15 protein-coding genes are annotated in these 14326 nt (G+C 47.8%); 9 read left to right on the plus strand and 6 right to left on the minus strand.

Annotated elements, in window-relative coordinates:
* The first annotated feature begins 281 nt into the window (after positions 1–281).
* Entirely contained in the window at positions 282–2150 is a 1869-nt protein-coding gene (locus NG833_RS25865) for a serine/threonine-protein kinase (RefSeq protein ID WP_254568151.1), read from the plus strand.
* A 23-nt stretch (positions 2151–2173) separates the two neighbouring features.
* Here NG833_RS25865 and NG833_RS25870 read toward each other — a convergent pair whose 3' ends face one another.
* From NG833_RS25870 to NG833_RS25880, 3 genes are all read right to left on the minus strand, one after another.
* Entirely contained in the window at positions 2174–3556 is a 1383-nt protein-coding gene (locus NG833_RS25870) for a sensor histidine kinase (protein ID WP_254568152.1), read from the minus strand.
* A 396-nt stretch (positions 3557–3952) separates the two neighbouring features.
* Positions 3953–5053 carry a GGDEF domain-containing protein gene (locus NG833_RS25875; protein WP_254568153.1) on the minus strand — a complete coding sequence of 367 codons (1101 nt, stop codon included), beginning with the start codon at positions 5051–5053 and terminating at the stop codon, positions 3953–3955.
* A gap of 353 nt (positions 5054–5406) precedes the next feature.
* Entirely contained in the window at positions 5407–5679 is a 273-nt protein-coding gene (locus NG833_RS25880; RefSeq protein WP_254568154.1) for a hypothetical protein, read from the minus strand.
* A gap of 227 nt (positions 5680–5906) precedes the next feature.
* Between NG833_RS25880 and NG833_RS25885 the strand changes: the two genes are divergently transcribed.
* From NG833_RS25885 to NG833_RS25915, 7 genes are all read left to right on the plus strand, one after another.
* Positions 5907–6992, plus strand: a complete 1086-nt coding sequence (locus tag NG833_RS25885) for a permease (RefSeq protein ID WP_254568165.1) — start codon at positions 5907–5909, stop codon at positions 6990–6992.
* A 419-nt stretch (positions 6993–7411) separates the two neighbouring features.
* Positions 7412–8212: a TIGR03943 family putative permease subunit gene (locus tag NG833_RS25890; RefSeq protein ID WP_254568155.1), complete on the plus strand. Its 801-nt coding sequence runs from the start codon at positions 7412–7414 to the stop codon at positions 8210–8212.
* A 117-nt stretch (positions 8213–8329) separates the two neighbouring features.
* Entirely contained in the window at positions 8330–8869 is a 540-nt protein-coding gene (locus NG833_RS25895) for a pentapeptide repeat-containing protein (protein WP_254568156.1), read from the plus strand.
* A gap of 75 nt (positions 8870–8944) precedes the next feature.
* On the plus strand, positions 8945–9496 hold the full coding sequence (locus tag NG833_RS25900) for a pentapeptide repeat-containing protein (protein WP_254568157.1): 552 nt from the start codon (positions 8945–8947) through the stop codon (positions 9494–9496).
* 98 nt (positions 9497–9594) lie between these two features.
* Positions 9595–10110: a pentapeptide repeat-containing protein gene (locus NG833_RS25905; RefSeq protein WP_254568158.1), complete on the plus strand. Its 516-nt coding sequence runs from the start codon at positions 9595–9597 to the stop codon at positions 10108–10110.
* A gap of 67 nt (positions 10111–10177) precedes the next feature.
* Entirely contained in the window at positions 10178–10696 is a 519-nt protein-coding gene (locus NG833_RS25910; protein ID WP_254568159.1) for a pentapeptide repeat-containing protein, read from the plus strand.
* A gap of 18 nt (positions 10697–10714) precedes the next feature.
* Positions 10715–11263, plus strand: a complete 549-nt coding sequence (locus NG833_RS25915) for a TIGR03943 family putative permease subunit (protein WP_254568160.1) — start codon at positions 10715–10717, stop codon at positions 11261–11263.
* On the opposite strand, the gene NG833_RS25920 is transcribed toward NG833_RS25915, so the two are convergent.
* From NG833_RS25920 to rsmA, 3 genes are all read right to left on the minus strand, one after another.
* Positions 11247–11576, minus strand: coding sequence for a DUF3082 domain-containing protein (locus NG833_RS25920; RefSeq protein WP_254568161.1), 330 nt, complete (start codon positions 11574–11576; stop codon positions 11247–11249). The two genes, NG833_RS25915 and NG833_RS25920, sit on opposite strands and share 17 nt — an antisense overlap.
* A gap of 71 nt (positions 11577–11647) precedes the next feature.
* Positions 11648–12601, minus strand: coding sequence for a 4-(cytidine 5'-diphospho)-2-C-methyl-D-erythritol kinase (gene ispE / locus NG833_RS25925; RefSeq protein ID WP_254568162.1), 954 nt, complete (start codon positions 12599–12601; stop codon positions 11648–11650).
* A gap of 8 nt (positions 12602–12609) precedes the next feature.
* Complete coding sequence (gene rsmA / locus NG833_RS25930; protein WP_254568163.1) at positions 12610–13449, minus strand: 16S rRNA (adenine(1518)-N(6)/adenine(1519)-N(6))-dimethyltransferase RsmA; 840 nt, start codon at positions 13447–13449, stop codon at positions 12610–12612.
* Positions 13450–13710: 261 nt separating this feature from the next.
* On the opposite strand from rsmA, the gene NG833_RS25935 reads away from it, so the two are divergent.
* Positions 13711–14220: a rhodanese-like domain-containing protein gene (locus NG833_RS25935; RefSeq protein WP_254568164.1), complete on the plus strand. Its 510-nt coding sequence runs from the start codon at positions 13711–13713 to the stop codon at positions 14218–14220.
* Positions 14221–14326 lie beyond the last annotated feature (106 nt).

Below are 14326 nucleotides of genomic sequence, written 5' to 3' on the forward strand. Positions count from 1 at the left end.
CTGGGTTGACTGGCGATTCTCGAATCGCCTCTACATTGAGGGTGAATTCTCTTAATCTGCGAACGGTTAGGACGGTGGGCACAGCCCATCCTGGGTTGACTGGCGATTCTCGAATCGCCTCTACATTGAGGGTGAATTCTTAAAAACGGAAGATAATGCCAGTCTAGGGACCTCGGGATTGGGACCCCCATCGGTAATCTCCCCATTAGGGCCGAGATGCTATGTTTCAGATTAGCGAACCAAGATTTACCATAGAAATAACCCCTTGGGAAACTTTGTTGATGAGTTACTGTCCGAATCCCGATTGTCCGAATCCGATAAATCCTGACCTGACGACGTTTTGTCGCGCCTGTGGTACCAAGCTGGTGTTGGCACAACGGTATCGTTTGGTGAAACTGATCGGGACGGGAGGGTTTGGCAGAACCCTGTTGGCACTGGATGAGTTCAAACCCTCGAAACCGCAATGTGTGGTTAAGCAATTTTATCCCCAATCCCAACAGAATGCCGAAAAGGCGAATCAATTATTTCAGCAAGAGGCAATCCGTCTGGAACAGTTGGGCAAACATTCCCAAATTCCTGAACTGTTTGCTCATTTTGAACAGGAAAATCGGCAATATATTGTCCAGGAATTTATTGATGGACAAAATTTAACGGAAGAACTCGCGGAACAGGGTCGATTTTCTGAATCGGCAATTGTTAGTCTGCTGGAAGATTTATTGCCGGTTTTAGATTTTGTCCACAAAGGCAAGGTGATTCATCGGGATATTAAACCGGAAAATATTATTCGGCGTCGTCACGATCGCAAGTTAGTCTTGGTCGATTTTGGGGCGGCGAAATATGCCACGGGAACGACCCTAAATCAAACCGGGACGACCATTGGCACTAAGGGTTATGCGGCACCGGAACAAACCTTTGGCAAGGCGGTATTTGCCAGTGATATCTACAGTTTGGGGGTGACTTGTATTCACTTGTTGACCACCCGGGAACCGTTTGAGATGTATGATGCGATGGAAAGTACCTTTGTTTGGCGTGAGTATTTAGGTATCAATAAAGTCAGCGATCGCCTCGCCACGGTCCTGGACAAGGCGATCGAAAGTAGTGTGAGACGGCGCTATCAATCGGCTGAGGAACTCATCCAAGGGTTGAAAGCCTCCCCCTCCAAGGGAAGTAGGACCATCACCCCCCAATCCCGATCGCCTGCACCGACTCCCCAACGGGCGATCGCCACGGTGCGCGTGAGTACGCCTCCAGTTACAGTGTCGGAAATTGGCAGTTTGGTGGGACATGGTGCGCCGGTTAAAACCGTTGCTATTAGTGCCAATGGTCAACTGTTGGTTAGTGGTAGTCGTTCTGGGATTAAATGGTGGCAACTCCATGAGGGTCAAGAATTGCCCACTCTGCGTAGCAGTTGGCCCGAGGAACCCTTTGCTGGGGTGAGTGCGGTAGCATTTTCCCCGGATGGGCGACTGTTGGCCGCAGGTAGTGGTGGGGGGGCGATCGCCTTGTGGGATGTGACGTTACGGCGGATTCTGCGCTTGCTGAAAGCGCCATCCGGGGTCAAATCTGTGGCCTTTTCCCCCGATGGCCGACTGTTGGCTGCTGGGGGAACCGATGGGGCGATCGCCCTCTGGGAGACGGCTTCTTGGCGGCTATTTCGCCCTCTGATGGGTCATTCTGCTGCGGTGAATTCCGTGGCTTTTTCTCCCGATCGCCGCACGTTAGTCTCCGGAAGTGAGGATACTTCCATTGTGTTTTGGGATGTGACAACTCAGGCGGATACACAGACGGGATGGGGACGTTCAGGGTCCGTGAATGCGATCGCCATTTCTCCCTGTGGTCGTTTCCTCGCCAGTGGTTGTGCGAACCGCACCATTTTGTTGTGGGAACTGCCCTCGGGACAGCAACTCGGCACTCTCACCGGACATTCCACCGGAGTCAATTCCGTGGCGTTTTCCCCCGATGGAGCAACCCTCGCCTCGGGAAGCGATGATACTTCCATTGTGCTCTGGGATGTCAAAACCGGACAAGAAAAGCGCACCTGCTGGGGGCGATCGGGGGTCGTCTATGCCGTCGCCTTTACTCCCGATGGCAATACCCTCGTCAGTGGAACCGAGGATACAACGGTGAAAATTTGGCAGTTGCGAGGGTAATTTTCACGACACCCGAACTGTTTTTATTCATCGTCGAGTCTTAATTCAATCTCGGGTTTTCTGTCTAAGGGCAAGATAATTTCAAATTCAGTACCGACTCCCTCTTGAGAGTTGAGATTGAGTTGACCTTTATGCTTATCGCGGACAATTTCATTACTAATGGCTAATCCTAATCCCGTCCCTTTTCCGACAGGTTTGGTCGTGAAAAAGGTGTCAAAAATCCGCTGTTGAATTTGAGTAGGAATTCCAATCCCATTATCGGCAATCCGGATAATGACGGCGGATTGGTCTTCGCGGTTGATTAGTTCCGTGGCGATGGCCAACTGCGGTTTCCACGTTTGATTGCCATTCAAATTTTGAGATTCTTTCTCTTTCCGTTCTAATATCGCATCAATGGCATTCCCCAACAAATTCATAAACACTTGGCTCAATTGCCCTGAATAGCAGTCTACTAATGGCAAGTCTCCATAATTTTTAACCAACTCAATATCATACTTGATTTGATTGTTTAAAATCAACAGGGTACTATCCAAACATTCATGTAAATCCGCTGGTTTACGCGCGGTTTCATCCAAATGAGAAAAGTTTTGTAACCCGCCAACAATCTTCGTGAGTCGGTCGGAACTCACCACCAACGATTGCACCAACTTGGGTAAATCTTTCCTTAAAAACTCTAAATCAATATTCTCGATGGTTTCGACAATTCTCTGAGAAGGCGTCTCTACTTCTTCCTCATAGACTGAGACCAGTTCTAGCAAGTCTTGACAGTAGTTGGCTAAAAATCCCATATTGCCTGAAATACAATTCACGGGATTTTTAATTTCATGAGCAATTCCCGCCACCATCCGCCCTAAAGAAGCCATTTTTTCCGTTTGAATGGTATGGGAACGGGTTTGCTCTTGTAGCATCTGGGTGGTGAGTTCATAGATTTGGGATTGGGCGATGAGTAACTGATGAACGTCTAAGAGGCGATAGACATTCGGTTCCATTTCGACCACAATCGGTTCATAGAGACACTCGGGCGATCGCCCTAAAGATTGCCTTGCCGCCATGCCAATCGGTAAATAGCTGGGAAAGGTTAGGGGTTCGATTTTTGTAAAGCTATGTAAGGCTTTTAAGGGTCTTCTGGAGAATAATTCTAACCCATAAGGACGGCTCAAATGTTCCAAAAATCTCCGCCGAGAAATCGTGCCGACAAACTTACCCGAGTCGGTTAAAATAGCGCCGGGAAGTAGTGGATTTTCGGCTAAGGCTTTCGCCAACTCAGATCCGGGACAGGTGACTTCTATTTCAAAATCAAACAGGGTGAGGTCTGCAAGGGTGGAGTCTAACGTAAGTTTACCAACCAGTCGGTCTGGGGTAACGGAAACGACTTGTTCTAAGTTTTGCATGGATGTTGCCAGCATTACGGGTTTCCTCGTGAGGGATAAAGGGTATCATGAGAAATTAAAAAGTTATTTATTTTACAGAATTAACTTATTTTACAATACATCTCTCTTCTCGGTTAATTCGTTAAAAAAGTTTAATTTAAAATTAACCTGGAATTAACCTAGGGACAGGAATCAAGAATTAGGCTAAAAACCCGGCTGTCCCTAATTGGTTACGGATTAGCAAAAAATGGGTAAAAACCCCCGGGTTTTCTCCTTTCTAGGATACCCAAATCCTAGAGGAAGTTTGATAACCGAATCAAAGATAGGGAGGGGATGAATTGAGCAACTCCTGTTAAGCCGTAGAGACTTGTAAATCCGTGGATTCCGACAAGTCCCCAGGCAAATCGGGAGGGGTTAAAAATTGCAGATTTGTTAATTTTTGTGACAAATCGCGCAGTCACGACCCTCTTGCTTGGCGCGATAGAGGGCCTGATCTGAGGCGGCAATCAGATGTTCTAAGCAGTCATGTTTTGTGGGTATGACCGTAGCAATACCGATACTGAGGGTGATCCGATCGCAGACGGTGGAGTTCCGATGGGGGATCTGGAGGGTAGCGAGGGCCTTGCGGATGCGATCGGCAACAGCGATCGCCCCGTCGGTGAAGGTATTGGGCAAAATCACCGCAAATTCTTCCCCGCCATAGCGCGCCACTAAATCCTCCCGACGACTGCCACAGTCCTTTAAAACTCGTGCCACCTCTTGCAAACAGCGATCGCCCGCTTGATGTCCGTAGGCGTCATTATAACCCTTAAAAAAATCAATATCGCATAACAGCAGAGATAGGGGTTTTTTCTCCTCCGTGAGTCGGTCCCATTGTTGAGACAGATAGCGATCGAACATTCGCCGGTTTGCCACTTGAGTTAATCCATCTAAAGTCGCCTGTCGGTGTAACTCTTCATTAGCAACTTCCAATTGTTGATACAGTTTTTGGAGTAATTCAGTGGCTAATTCGTGAATGTGGGCATGAGCTAATAATAATTGATGCACGTCCAACAAGCGATAGGTTCCCGGGGCGATTTCCACCACAATCGGTTCATAAAGCGAATCCGGCGATCGCGATAAAACCCCCTGCACTGCTGCAACAATAGTGACAGAGCTTTTAAACCGTAAATATTCGATTTGAGTAAACCGATATAAAACCTGAATTTGCCGTTTAAAAAATAATTCTAACCCATAAGGTCGCGAAAGCTGCTCAAAAAATCTGCCCCGAGAAATCATCCCTAACAGTTCACCTTCCCCCAGCAAAATTACCCCGGGCAGCAAGGGATTTGCATTAAAAGTTTCCGCTACTTCCCGCCCCATTACTTCCGCATTCACCTGATAATCATAAAGGGAGAGGGCGGATAGAGTTGACTCTAAATGCAACGTTTTCATACAGACCCGATCGGACAGTAAGAAGGATGAATCTGGGAAAGACTGATTCAAGATAGAAGAGTTCCCCAGATCCATTGTGTTCGATGTATAAAGTTTCATGTCTTCTCCGTCATTTAGAAAGTTTAGCATTGCCTATTTCAGGGGTGAGTTAGCCCTGGGGATTGTTGAGCCGCGAGGGTTCACCGGGGTTGACTAGAGTCTCTGCATTGATTTCACGTCTGAAACACCGGGCGAGCGGGTACAAGAATGGCGAAATTCCGATAAGAATATCGTAAACCGATTCCGGAGATTTCTGGGCCATCCTACAGATTTTTTAATGTTTTGATACAATTGCTGACGATAATGCTGATCCCGGAGTAAATTTTTCTCAAGCATTCATGAATTGGATAAAATTAAATTAAATTTTCTTTAATGTTTTGTTAAACTTTAAATTAGTTTAAGCCCGGTTTTAATCATCCGTTACCCGGATGATCCCGAGGGGTGGATCCGGGAAAGCCGACTGCCCCGGTGGGACTAAACCCGGGAAAAAATGGAGTGGGGATCAGCCCAGGTGGAGGCGATCGCCAACCCCAGGTTTTCCCTTGCACCTTGTAATATGGTGAGGGCGGCTTGCACTTGACTCCAATCTCCAGGGCATCCAGAGATTCTTCTGGGTTCATTCCCGTTCCTGGACGGGGAGGATTGAAAGCAAAGGGCGACCCCACCGTGTAAACCTGGACTGACACCAAATCCGGTTGTTAAAGGTCTGTCAAAACCCGCAGGCTGAAGCCTGGGGCTATACGGACGAAGCCCGCCTGCGCGGGCTCAAGAGTAAAACTCGATTTTCTTAGCCTGCGTAGGCAGGCTTCGTCTGTATAGCCCCACCCTTGAGGGTGTGGGTTTTTATAGACTTTCCCTCCCGGGTTAATTGATATCGAAGCTCCTCACTGCGAAAAATAGGCCGAACCGCATGATGAATCAAGTACACAACGCCTTTACCCTGTTTATGAGTCTGCTTGTAGAGGCTCTGCCATTTTTGCTCCTCGGGGTATTGCTCTCTAGTGCATTGTTGTTATTCGTCGATGAAAAGAAGCTGATTTCCTCCATCCCTGCCAACCCGGTCCTCGGGGCTTTGATTGGGAGTTCCATTGGGTTTCTGTTTCCCGTCTGCGAATGTGGCAACGTCCCCGTGGCGCGACGATTACTGATGCAGGGGGCCTCCCCCTCCGTGGCGATCGGGTTTTTACTGGCGGCTCCCACGGTGAATCCGATTGTGATTTGGTCCACTTGGACGGCATTTCGGGACCAACCGGAACTGGTGGTGTTGCGGGTGATATTTTCCCTGGGAATTGCCACGATTATTGGCTCAATCTTTAGTTTCCAAAAAGATTTAACCCCCTTTGTCCAACCGATGGTAGCACGGGCGATGAATCAAGCCTCTAAGACAAAATCCTGCGATATCAGCAAATCCAAAGGTTTGTCCTCGGATTCTGAAAATACCTCCCCCCTGTTACAATCAGGCACTTTTTTATTAGGGAGTCCAGGCAGTCCCCAGCGCCTCGATGCCACCACAATGGAAACGGTATTATTGGCGTCGAAAGTGGGAAATTTGGGGGGTGCTGGGGTGGCCCTCCCGGGCGATCGCCTGTTTTCCCAGCGCCTGCGCTTGTTTGTGGAAAATGTCATGGTTGAACTGCGGGAACTCGGAGGGATCCTCGTCTTCGGCAGTGCGATCGCCGCCATCATTCAAGTCGCCGCCCCTCGGGACTTAATTATCAGCTTAGGACAAGGCCCCGTGACTTCCATTCTTGCCATGCTCGTCCTCGGCGCTGTCGTGTCCATTTGTTCCACCGTGGATGCCTTTTTTGCCCTCTCCTTTGCCTCCACCTTTACCACCGGCTCCCTGTTAGCCTTTTTAGTCTTTGGACCGATGATTGACATCAAAAGTATCGGACTGATGATGTCGATTTTTAAACCAAAAGCCCTAGTTTACTTGTTCTTAATTTCCGCTCAGTTAACCTTTTTACTCACCCTGGCTTATAACTTGAAATTTAGCTAGGAGAAATCTAGGATAAAACTGCATCTCCGGTTCCCTCCCCTTGGCAAGGGGAGGGTTAGGGTGGGGTCCTCCTGACGTGGCTTGCGCCACGTCAGGAAGAATGAGTGGGTGGAGGGTCCTCGGGGGATTGGCGGTAAGCGGAGCTATCCCGTAGGGAATCGCTCAAGAAGAACCCCACCCTAACCCTCCCCTTGCCAAGGGGAGGGGACCGGAAGTGCAGTTCAAAGAGTGGGTGACGTGGCGGTAAGCGGAAGCTCTCCCGTAGGGAATCGCCCAAGAAGAACCCCACCCTAACCCTCCCCTTGCCAAGGGGAGGGGACCGGAAGTGCAGTTATGTGTGAAAACCATACTCTTGTAAGCTTTTATCCCTCCCTTGCCCATCCCGTTCCTCTTGCAACTGGAAACCTTCATAATCTAATATGGCTGTTCAATCTCCCAAACTTTTCCGATTTTCGACCTGGGGACCCTGGATTGAAGTCCTCGCCGTCTTCGCTTGGGGTGTATTACTCCTCAAATATTGGGTGAGTGGGGAATTAAATATCCTAATTCACCCGAATTTCTTTGCTCTCACCAACGGGACTGGGGTGTTCTTGATTCTGCTTGCCTGCTATAAGGCGGCACAATTGGTCTATCAACAGTGGCGATCGCGACGGGCCCGGAATCGAAGAGCGAGCACCGCAACCCCCGAGATGCAGCATATTACCCTGTTTCCTCCGGGATGGAGTGCGACATTACTCTTAGTCACTGCTATCCTCGGGTTCCTAATCAGTCCGAGAGTCTTTGCCAGCGATAAGGCAATGATGCGGGATCTCAACGATTTTTTACCCGTCACCCAATCCCAACCCCAAGCGTTTCGCACTGCCAGAAAACCCGAGGAGCGATCGCTGATTGACTGGGTACGCACATTAACAGTTTATCCCGAACCCGATGCTTACACCGGACAACAAGTCAATGTCCAAGGGTTTGTGATTCATCTCCCAGACTTGCCCGAGGAATACTTCTTAATTTCTCGCTTTGTGATTACCTGTTGTGCGGCAGATGCCTATCCCGTCGGGCTGCCAGTGAAATTATCCCAAAGTCGCGCCGCCTATCCTCCGGATACTTGGTTAGAAATCCAAGGGGAAATGAGTACGGAAGTTTTGGAAAATCGTCGTCAATTGACGATTGTAGCGAATTCAATCCAGGAAATTCCCGAACCCCGAAATCCTTATGAATATTAAGTGATAGGTTTCCCTGAACTAAAAACCGGGTCAGTTAAACCCGGTTTTTAACCTCAATTTTTTATAGAACCTTACCTATCGACCAACTCTTCGATATCTGTTAAGAAAGTGGCATTGATGAATCCAACTCTATCTCTGACTCCTCGCGAACTGCTCGCCCGTTACCAAGCTGGAGAGCGAAATTTTGCTGGAATTCGATTTATAGAACCGAACAATGACCCAGAGGCGCTCTGTGGGGCTGACTTGAGCGGGATTATTTTAAGAGGAGCTTATCTGCCCGGAGTCAAACTCAGAGAAGCCAACTTGACTGGAGCTAAAATGATGGGAGTTTATATGCCAGACGCCGATTTGACCTTAGCTGATTTCAGGAAAGCCGAGTTAATAGGAGCCACCTTAAAGCGAGCCTGCTTGGAGTGTGCAGATCTTAGCTGTACCCTTTTGGAAGGAGTCAACTTGATTGGAGCCAATCTTGATGGAACTGAGATCTCTAATAGTCCCTTAGCATACAGCGTTTTGTGTCAAACGAATTTTTCTAAAATGTGGCCTTCTCCCCCCTATTTTGACACAGACATATATTGTGCTGGCTCCTTGCTTTGGGAAACAACTATGCCCGATGGTACTTTTATAGCGGGTGCCGAATACGACCTAAGATACTAGATTATAGTCATCGATTTGCAGAACAAAAACAGTTCTTTGTAAAAAGTTATTGGAAATTTAGCCAACAATTTAAAGATGAATCAAAATTTAGTGATTTCCCGTGACGAATTGCTCTCCCGTTACCAAGCAGGAGAGCGAAATTTTGCTGGCTACGTTCCACCTAGAAGTCTGCGCAACCTTGATTTAAGCAATATTATTTTCAGTGGTGCTAACCTAGCAGAAGCTTCGCTCATTGATTCCAAGTTATGCGGCGCTCAACTGGTTGGAACTAATTTTGTGGGAGCTTTTCTAATTCAAACTGACTTAAGCGGAGCCGATCTAACAGGAGCCAACCTAGATCATGCTCACTTGTGGGGAGTTAATTTAAGAGGAGCTAAATTGGTTGATGCTAACTTGACCAGAGCGCAGTTTGGGTTGTCATCAGTAGAAAGCTATTCTAATCTAACGAGCGCCGACTTACGAGGAAGCATCCTCGCTGATGTTAGGCTGGGGTGGGTACAAATCGATCCAGGATATCCTCGCCATCTTGACTGCACGGGCGCATTGCTCTGGAACACCACCTTACCCGATGGCACATTTGTAGCCGGACCTACATATTACCAGCCGTCTACACACTCAGGCTGCTAACTCTATATGACTGTATTGGGGGAACTTTTTGAGAACAATTATTCAACCGCTATTTGGCAACTTTACTCGATTACTGTTCAGTTAAAAAACTCCAGATTATGTTTATAACAGTAGAAGAATTGCTCGCTCGTTACCAAAATGGAGAACGAAATTTTGCTGGGATTAGCCTAGCCAGTCCAACGGGAATCACCCAAATGCTTACCGATGCTGACTTAACGGGAATTAATTTGAGCGGTGCTGACTTGACGGGACTGAGGTTAGAACGAGTAAATCTCAGCGAAGCCATTTTAACTCGGTCCAACTTTCTCGATAGTGTCCTAATTGATGTCAATCTGAATCACGCCGAACTTTATAAGGTTAATTTACGCCGATGCCAAGGTTTGTATGTTGACTTAAGCCTAGCTTTTATGGTACAATCGAATTGGGTAAAAACAAAAATTCTTTACTCCAATTTATTTTACACAAATTTAGAAGAAGCAATTTTAATTTGCAGTTCATTAGAGGGGGCTATGAATACGGATCCATTTCGGATTGGGGGAGCTTTTGCTTGGCATTTAACTCTACCCGACGGAAGCCTTGATGAAGGTCCACGTTTCATCGATTATCCTGATTAAAATAGAAGGGTTAAACTATAAGTTTAATCCTTCTATTCTCTAATTAATATTTTATACGACCTCAAAAATGAAGGAAGTTTGTATTTCTCTACGGGAAGTATTGGAACGCTACCAGGCGGGAGAACGAAATTTTGCTGGGATTACCCTTTCTCGTAAGTCAAGCAACATACTCGTAGACGTTGACTTAAGTGGTATTAATTTGAGCGGTGTTGATTTGTCTAGTATCGGGCTAAAAAGGACAAACTTGAGTGGAGCTTGTTTGCGTCAAACTGAATTTTTGTTTAGCGCTTTAACGTCTGTCAATCTCAGCAACGCTGACCTAAGCCACGCTAATCTACGCTCTTCTGTTTGGTCAGAGGTTGACTTGAGTCATGCTTGCATGGCTAGAGCTCTTTTGTTTCACTCTTCCCTAAAAAATGCTAACCTGCTCAACACGGATATGGAAGAAACTATTTTATTAAATTCACGTTTAAAAGGGTCTATAAACGCAAATAGTTTGCGTTTATCTGGGGCTTTTATTTGGAACGTGATGATGCCCGACGGCAGCATAAATGAAGGTCCGCTCTTTGGTGATTACCCCAATTAAATTCACTTAATATCGAGGGTGAGTGGGGAATTAAATATCCTAATTCACCCCAATTTCTTTGCTCTCACGAACGGGACGGGGGTGTTCTTGATTCTGCTTGCCTGCTATAAAGCGGCACAATTGGTCTATCAACAGTGGCGATCGCGACGGGTCCGGAATCGAAGGGGGAGCACCGCAACCCCCGAGATGCAGCATATTACCCTGTTTCCTCCGGGATGGAGTGCGACATTACTCTTAGTCACTGCTATCCTCGGGTTCCTGATTAGTCCGAGGGTCTTTGCCAGCGATAAGGCAATGATGCGGGATCTCAACGATTTTTTACCTGTCACCCAATCCCAACCCCAAGCCTTTCGCACCGCTAGAAAACCCGAGGAGCGATCGCTGATTGACTGGGTGCGAACATTAACGGTTTATCCCGAACCCGATGCTTACACCGGACAATGGGTCAATGTGCAAGGGTTTATCATTCATCTCCCGGACTTGCCTGAGGAATACTTCTTAATTTCTTGCGGGGAAGCGGTTGTGTCTTCCCCAGTTTCTGCCCGACAATTTAGGATTTTTGTGTAAATTTTTGAAACAACAGTTGCAGTCCCAGACAAAATAAACCCAAGGCAGCAAAGGCAAAGATAAAGGTTGCTAGGGTACTCACCCCGGTGACTAATGTCCGAACTGCGGCGGAAATATTCACGGCGATCGGATTATCCGAGTGAATCGGTTTGTTGGCAAAGGTGGAGGCGATCGCACTGGTGAGCATCATACAGGCATAAGCAAATCCTCCAGAAATCAATGAACCCATAAAGCACCGCATCAGGGTGGGTTGCACGGGTTCTTCATGAGTCACTGAAAGGGGTGTGGGTTGAGTCGGTGTGGGATTAGTCATGAATTTTCTAGGGTGAATGAACTGTTTAAATTTTAACGTTTGGATTTGGATATCGAGAGAACAGACCGCCCCTAATGGACCCCTGGGGCTAACTGAATCCCGGTATTAATGAATTTAGCAATCCAAAAATCTAGGTCCGGATTTCCCAGAGTGTTTTGAACTTGCGCGCGGATTTGTTCTGCTTTTTCCCGGGAGTCGGTGAGGGCAAATACGGTGGGTCCAGAACCGGACATCAGGGTTCCTAAAACATCAAATTGTTCAAAGATTTGCCGCAATTTTAACACTTGCGGATATTCAGGCAACACGACTTTTTCTAAGTCATTGTGCAAACATTCTACCACTTTTATGTTATCCCGAAGCGCGATCGCCTTGACAATGGGCCCGGAATGGACGCGCTGCTGTCTCGCCGCTAAATCCGTGGATTCTCGAACGTAGGTACTGCCAAATTGCTGGCGATAGGTTTGATACGCCCAAGCGGTAGACACCCCTAAACTGCGATATTTTGCCAAAATCACATACAATCCTTCTAAATCCGGCAGGGGTTCGAGTTCGTTTCCCCGTCCCGTCGCTAAGGCGGTCCCCCCGGTGATACAAAAGGGAATATCCGAACCCAGTTGACTGGCTAAATCTTGTAATTCCGGTTGGGTTAGGCCGAGGTCCCAGAGCATTTCCAGACCCACCAACACGGCGGCAGCATTGCTGGAACCCCCAGCTAATCCGGCAGCGACGGGAATCTGTTTGTCGATGAAGATATCGGCACCGCCATATTGCTCAAAAGCATTGGGATAGGTGGTTTTGAGGAGTTCGGCGGCGCGATAGGCGAGGTTGGTGCGATCGCAGGGGACTTCCGGATGTTGGCAGTGGATCCGAAATTCCTCGGTGCCATTGGCGCGAATCTCTACGCGATCGCCTAAGTCGATGCTTTGCAGGACCATTGACAATTCGTGATACCCATCGGGGCGATCGCCGATAATTTCCAGATACAGATTGATTTTAGCCGGTGCAATCAGGGAATAAGAGCGCATGGGGGTATTTAAGGGGTGACGGAAGGTTCTAGGTTTAATAAGTTGCTTAAAGCCACCCACTGCGACACGCTAAGGTCTTCGGCACGCACTTGGGGGTTAATGTTTAATTGTTCCAGAAACTGGGTCAATTGATCGCGATCAATCAGTCCTTTTAAATTATTTCGTAACATTTTGCGCTTGCTGGAAAACCCGACTTTGACTAAAGTCTCTAACCACCGAGGGCGATCGGCAGGAAGCGCTAAGGGGCGCGGCGACAATCGGACCACGGCAGAATCGACTTTCGGGGCCGGGTAAAAGGCTTTGGCGGGAACGGTACAGATATATTCGCACTCCGCGACATACTGCACCCGCACGGATAATGCCCCATAAGTGCGGGATCCGGGTGCGGCATTGATCCGTTCTGCCACTTCTTTTTGAATCAGCAGGACGACGGACTGATAGGAGATTCGCGGCGGTTGGGAAATGGTGCCGAGGAGTTTTTCCAGAATGGGGCCGGTGATATTATAGGGAATATTGGCAACGACTTTATTGGGATGGTGAAACTGTTCCGGAGTTTGGGTTAAGACGGACTCTAAATCCAGGTCCAAAAAGTCGGCACATAAGAGTAAGAAATTCGGGATATCCCCCAATTTTTTGGCAAGTTTTTGGGACAAATTGCGGTCAATTTCTACGGCCACCACAGATTCAGCCCGGGATAGTAACTGTCGGGTGAGGATGCCGGTCCCGGGGCCAATCTCTAGGATGCGATCGCCGGGAGATAATGCCGCTGCGTTGACAATTTCATTGAGGGCTTTATCGCTTTGCAGCCAGTGTTGAGCAAATTGTTTTCTAGGATAAGGCGATGGCATTTTGATCAGGGGTGGGTTCGTTGAAAAGTTGAGCTTTTTTATTCTACCGGGTTTTGGACCCAAAAATTGCCATCTTTCTCAAGGAAGATTTGGGGGTATTTCTTGAGGATGAATTTTTTAGGCTTTGCCCGGAATACCGATTTTCCTCCCCCTACAAAGAAAGAAATTACAAACGTTCTACCTTAAGGGAGAGGAAGATTAGAGGGAAAGTTACTAAAGTTTACATAGCGTGTAAAACACCATTAAGGATATACAATTATCATGGCAAATTTAGCAGACAACATCAAACAAGCCAAAGAAACTCTACCGAATATTACGCCGACTCCACCGGATTTAAAACCCCAGGTGACCCCTGGAGAACTCAAGTCTCGTCTGGAGTGGGGAGAACCCGGTTTAACCATTATCGATGTGCGCGATCGCGAATCTTTCAACTACGAACGCATCACCGGCGCAGTCGCGATGCCAATGGAGAACCTCGCCGAAACCGCCAGTTCTAGCTTGGAATTCAAGCGGGACATCTACCTGTATGGTGACAGCGACGAGCAAACCAAACAAGCCGCCAGCCAACTCCGCAGCGGTGGTTTTATCAACGTTGCTGAAATTAAAGGCGGTTTACCCGCTTGGAAGGCGATCGGCGGTCCTACGGAAGGGATTGTTTCTGTGGAAGGTCCTTCCGGTCCGAGTTCCGTGAAGAAAAGCGAAAGTAACGTGGCGGCTCGTGTCGGCAAGCAAGGCGATTTAGAAGCCACCAAATCTCAACAACATCGCTAGAGTTAAGTTCTCAAGTCTGCGATAGACCGGGTGATTGAGCCTAAATTCAGCTTTTAGGCTTGCGATAATCCCTGATAGTAGAGGCGCGATTAATCGCGTCTCTACT

The organism is Oscillatoria sp. HE19RPO (assembly GCF_024220515.1).
Lineage (GTDB): Bacteria > Cyanobacteriota > Cyanobacteriia > Cyanobacteriales > Laspinemataceae > Laspinema.

Excerpts from the sequence above, each read along its gene's own strand:
- NG833_RS25865 (WP_254568151.1), top strand. The coding sequence starts at position 282 with ATGAGTTACTGTCCGAATCCCGATTGTCCGAATCCGATAAATCCTGAC.
- NG833_RS25870 (WP_254568152.1), bottom strand. The coding sequence starts at position 3,556 with ATGCTGGCAACATCCATGCAAAACTTAGAACAAGTCGTTTCCGTTACC.
- NG833_RS25875 (WP_254568153.1), bottom strand. The coding sequence starts at position 5,053 with ATGAAACTTTATACATCGAACACAATGGATCTGGGGAACTCTTCTATC.
- NG833_RS25885 (WP_254568165.1), top strand. The coding sequence starts at position 5,907 with ATGAATCAAGTACACAACGCCTTTACCCTGTTTATGAGTCTGCTTGTA.
- NG833_RS25890 (WP_254568155.1), top strand. The coding sequence starts at position 7,412 with ATGGCTGTTCAATCTCCCAAACTTTTCCGATTTTCGACCTGGGGACCC.
- NG833_RS25895 (WP_254568156.1), top strand. The coding sequence starts at position 8,330 with ATGAATCCAACTCTATCTCTGACTCCTCGCGAACTGCTCGCCCGTTAC.
- NG833_RS25900 (WP_254568157.1), top strand. The coding sequence starts at position 8,945 with ATGAATCAAAATTTAGTGATTTCCCGTGACGAATTGCTCTCCCGTTAC.
- NG833_RS25905 (WP_254568158.1), top strand. The coding sequence starts at position 9,595 with ATGTTTATAACAGTAGAAGAATTGCTCGCTCGTTACCAAAATGGAGAA.
- NG833_RS25910 (WP_254568159.1), top strand. The coding sequence starts at position 10,178 with ATGAAGGAAGTTTGTATTTCTCTACGGGAAGTATTGGAACGCTACCAG.
- NG833_RS25920 (WP_254568161.1), bottom strand. The coding sequence starts at position 11,576 with ATGACTAATCCCACACCGACTCAACCCACACCCCTTTCAGTGACTCAT.
- ispE (WP_254568162.1), bottom strand. The coding sequence starts at position 12,601 with ATGCGCTCTTATTCCCTGATTGCACCGGCTAAAATCAATCTGTATCTG.
- rsmA (WP_254568163.1), bottom strand. The coding sequence starts at position 13,449 with ATGCCATCGCCTTATCCTAGAAAACAATTTGCTCAACACTGGCTGCAA.
- NG833_RS25935 (WP_254568164.1), top strand. The coding sequence starts at position 13,711 with ATGGCAAATTTAGCAGACAACATCAAACAAGCCAAAGAAACTCTACCG.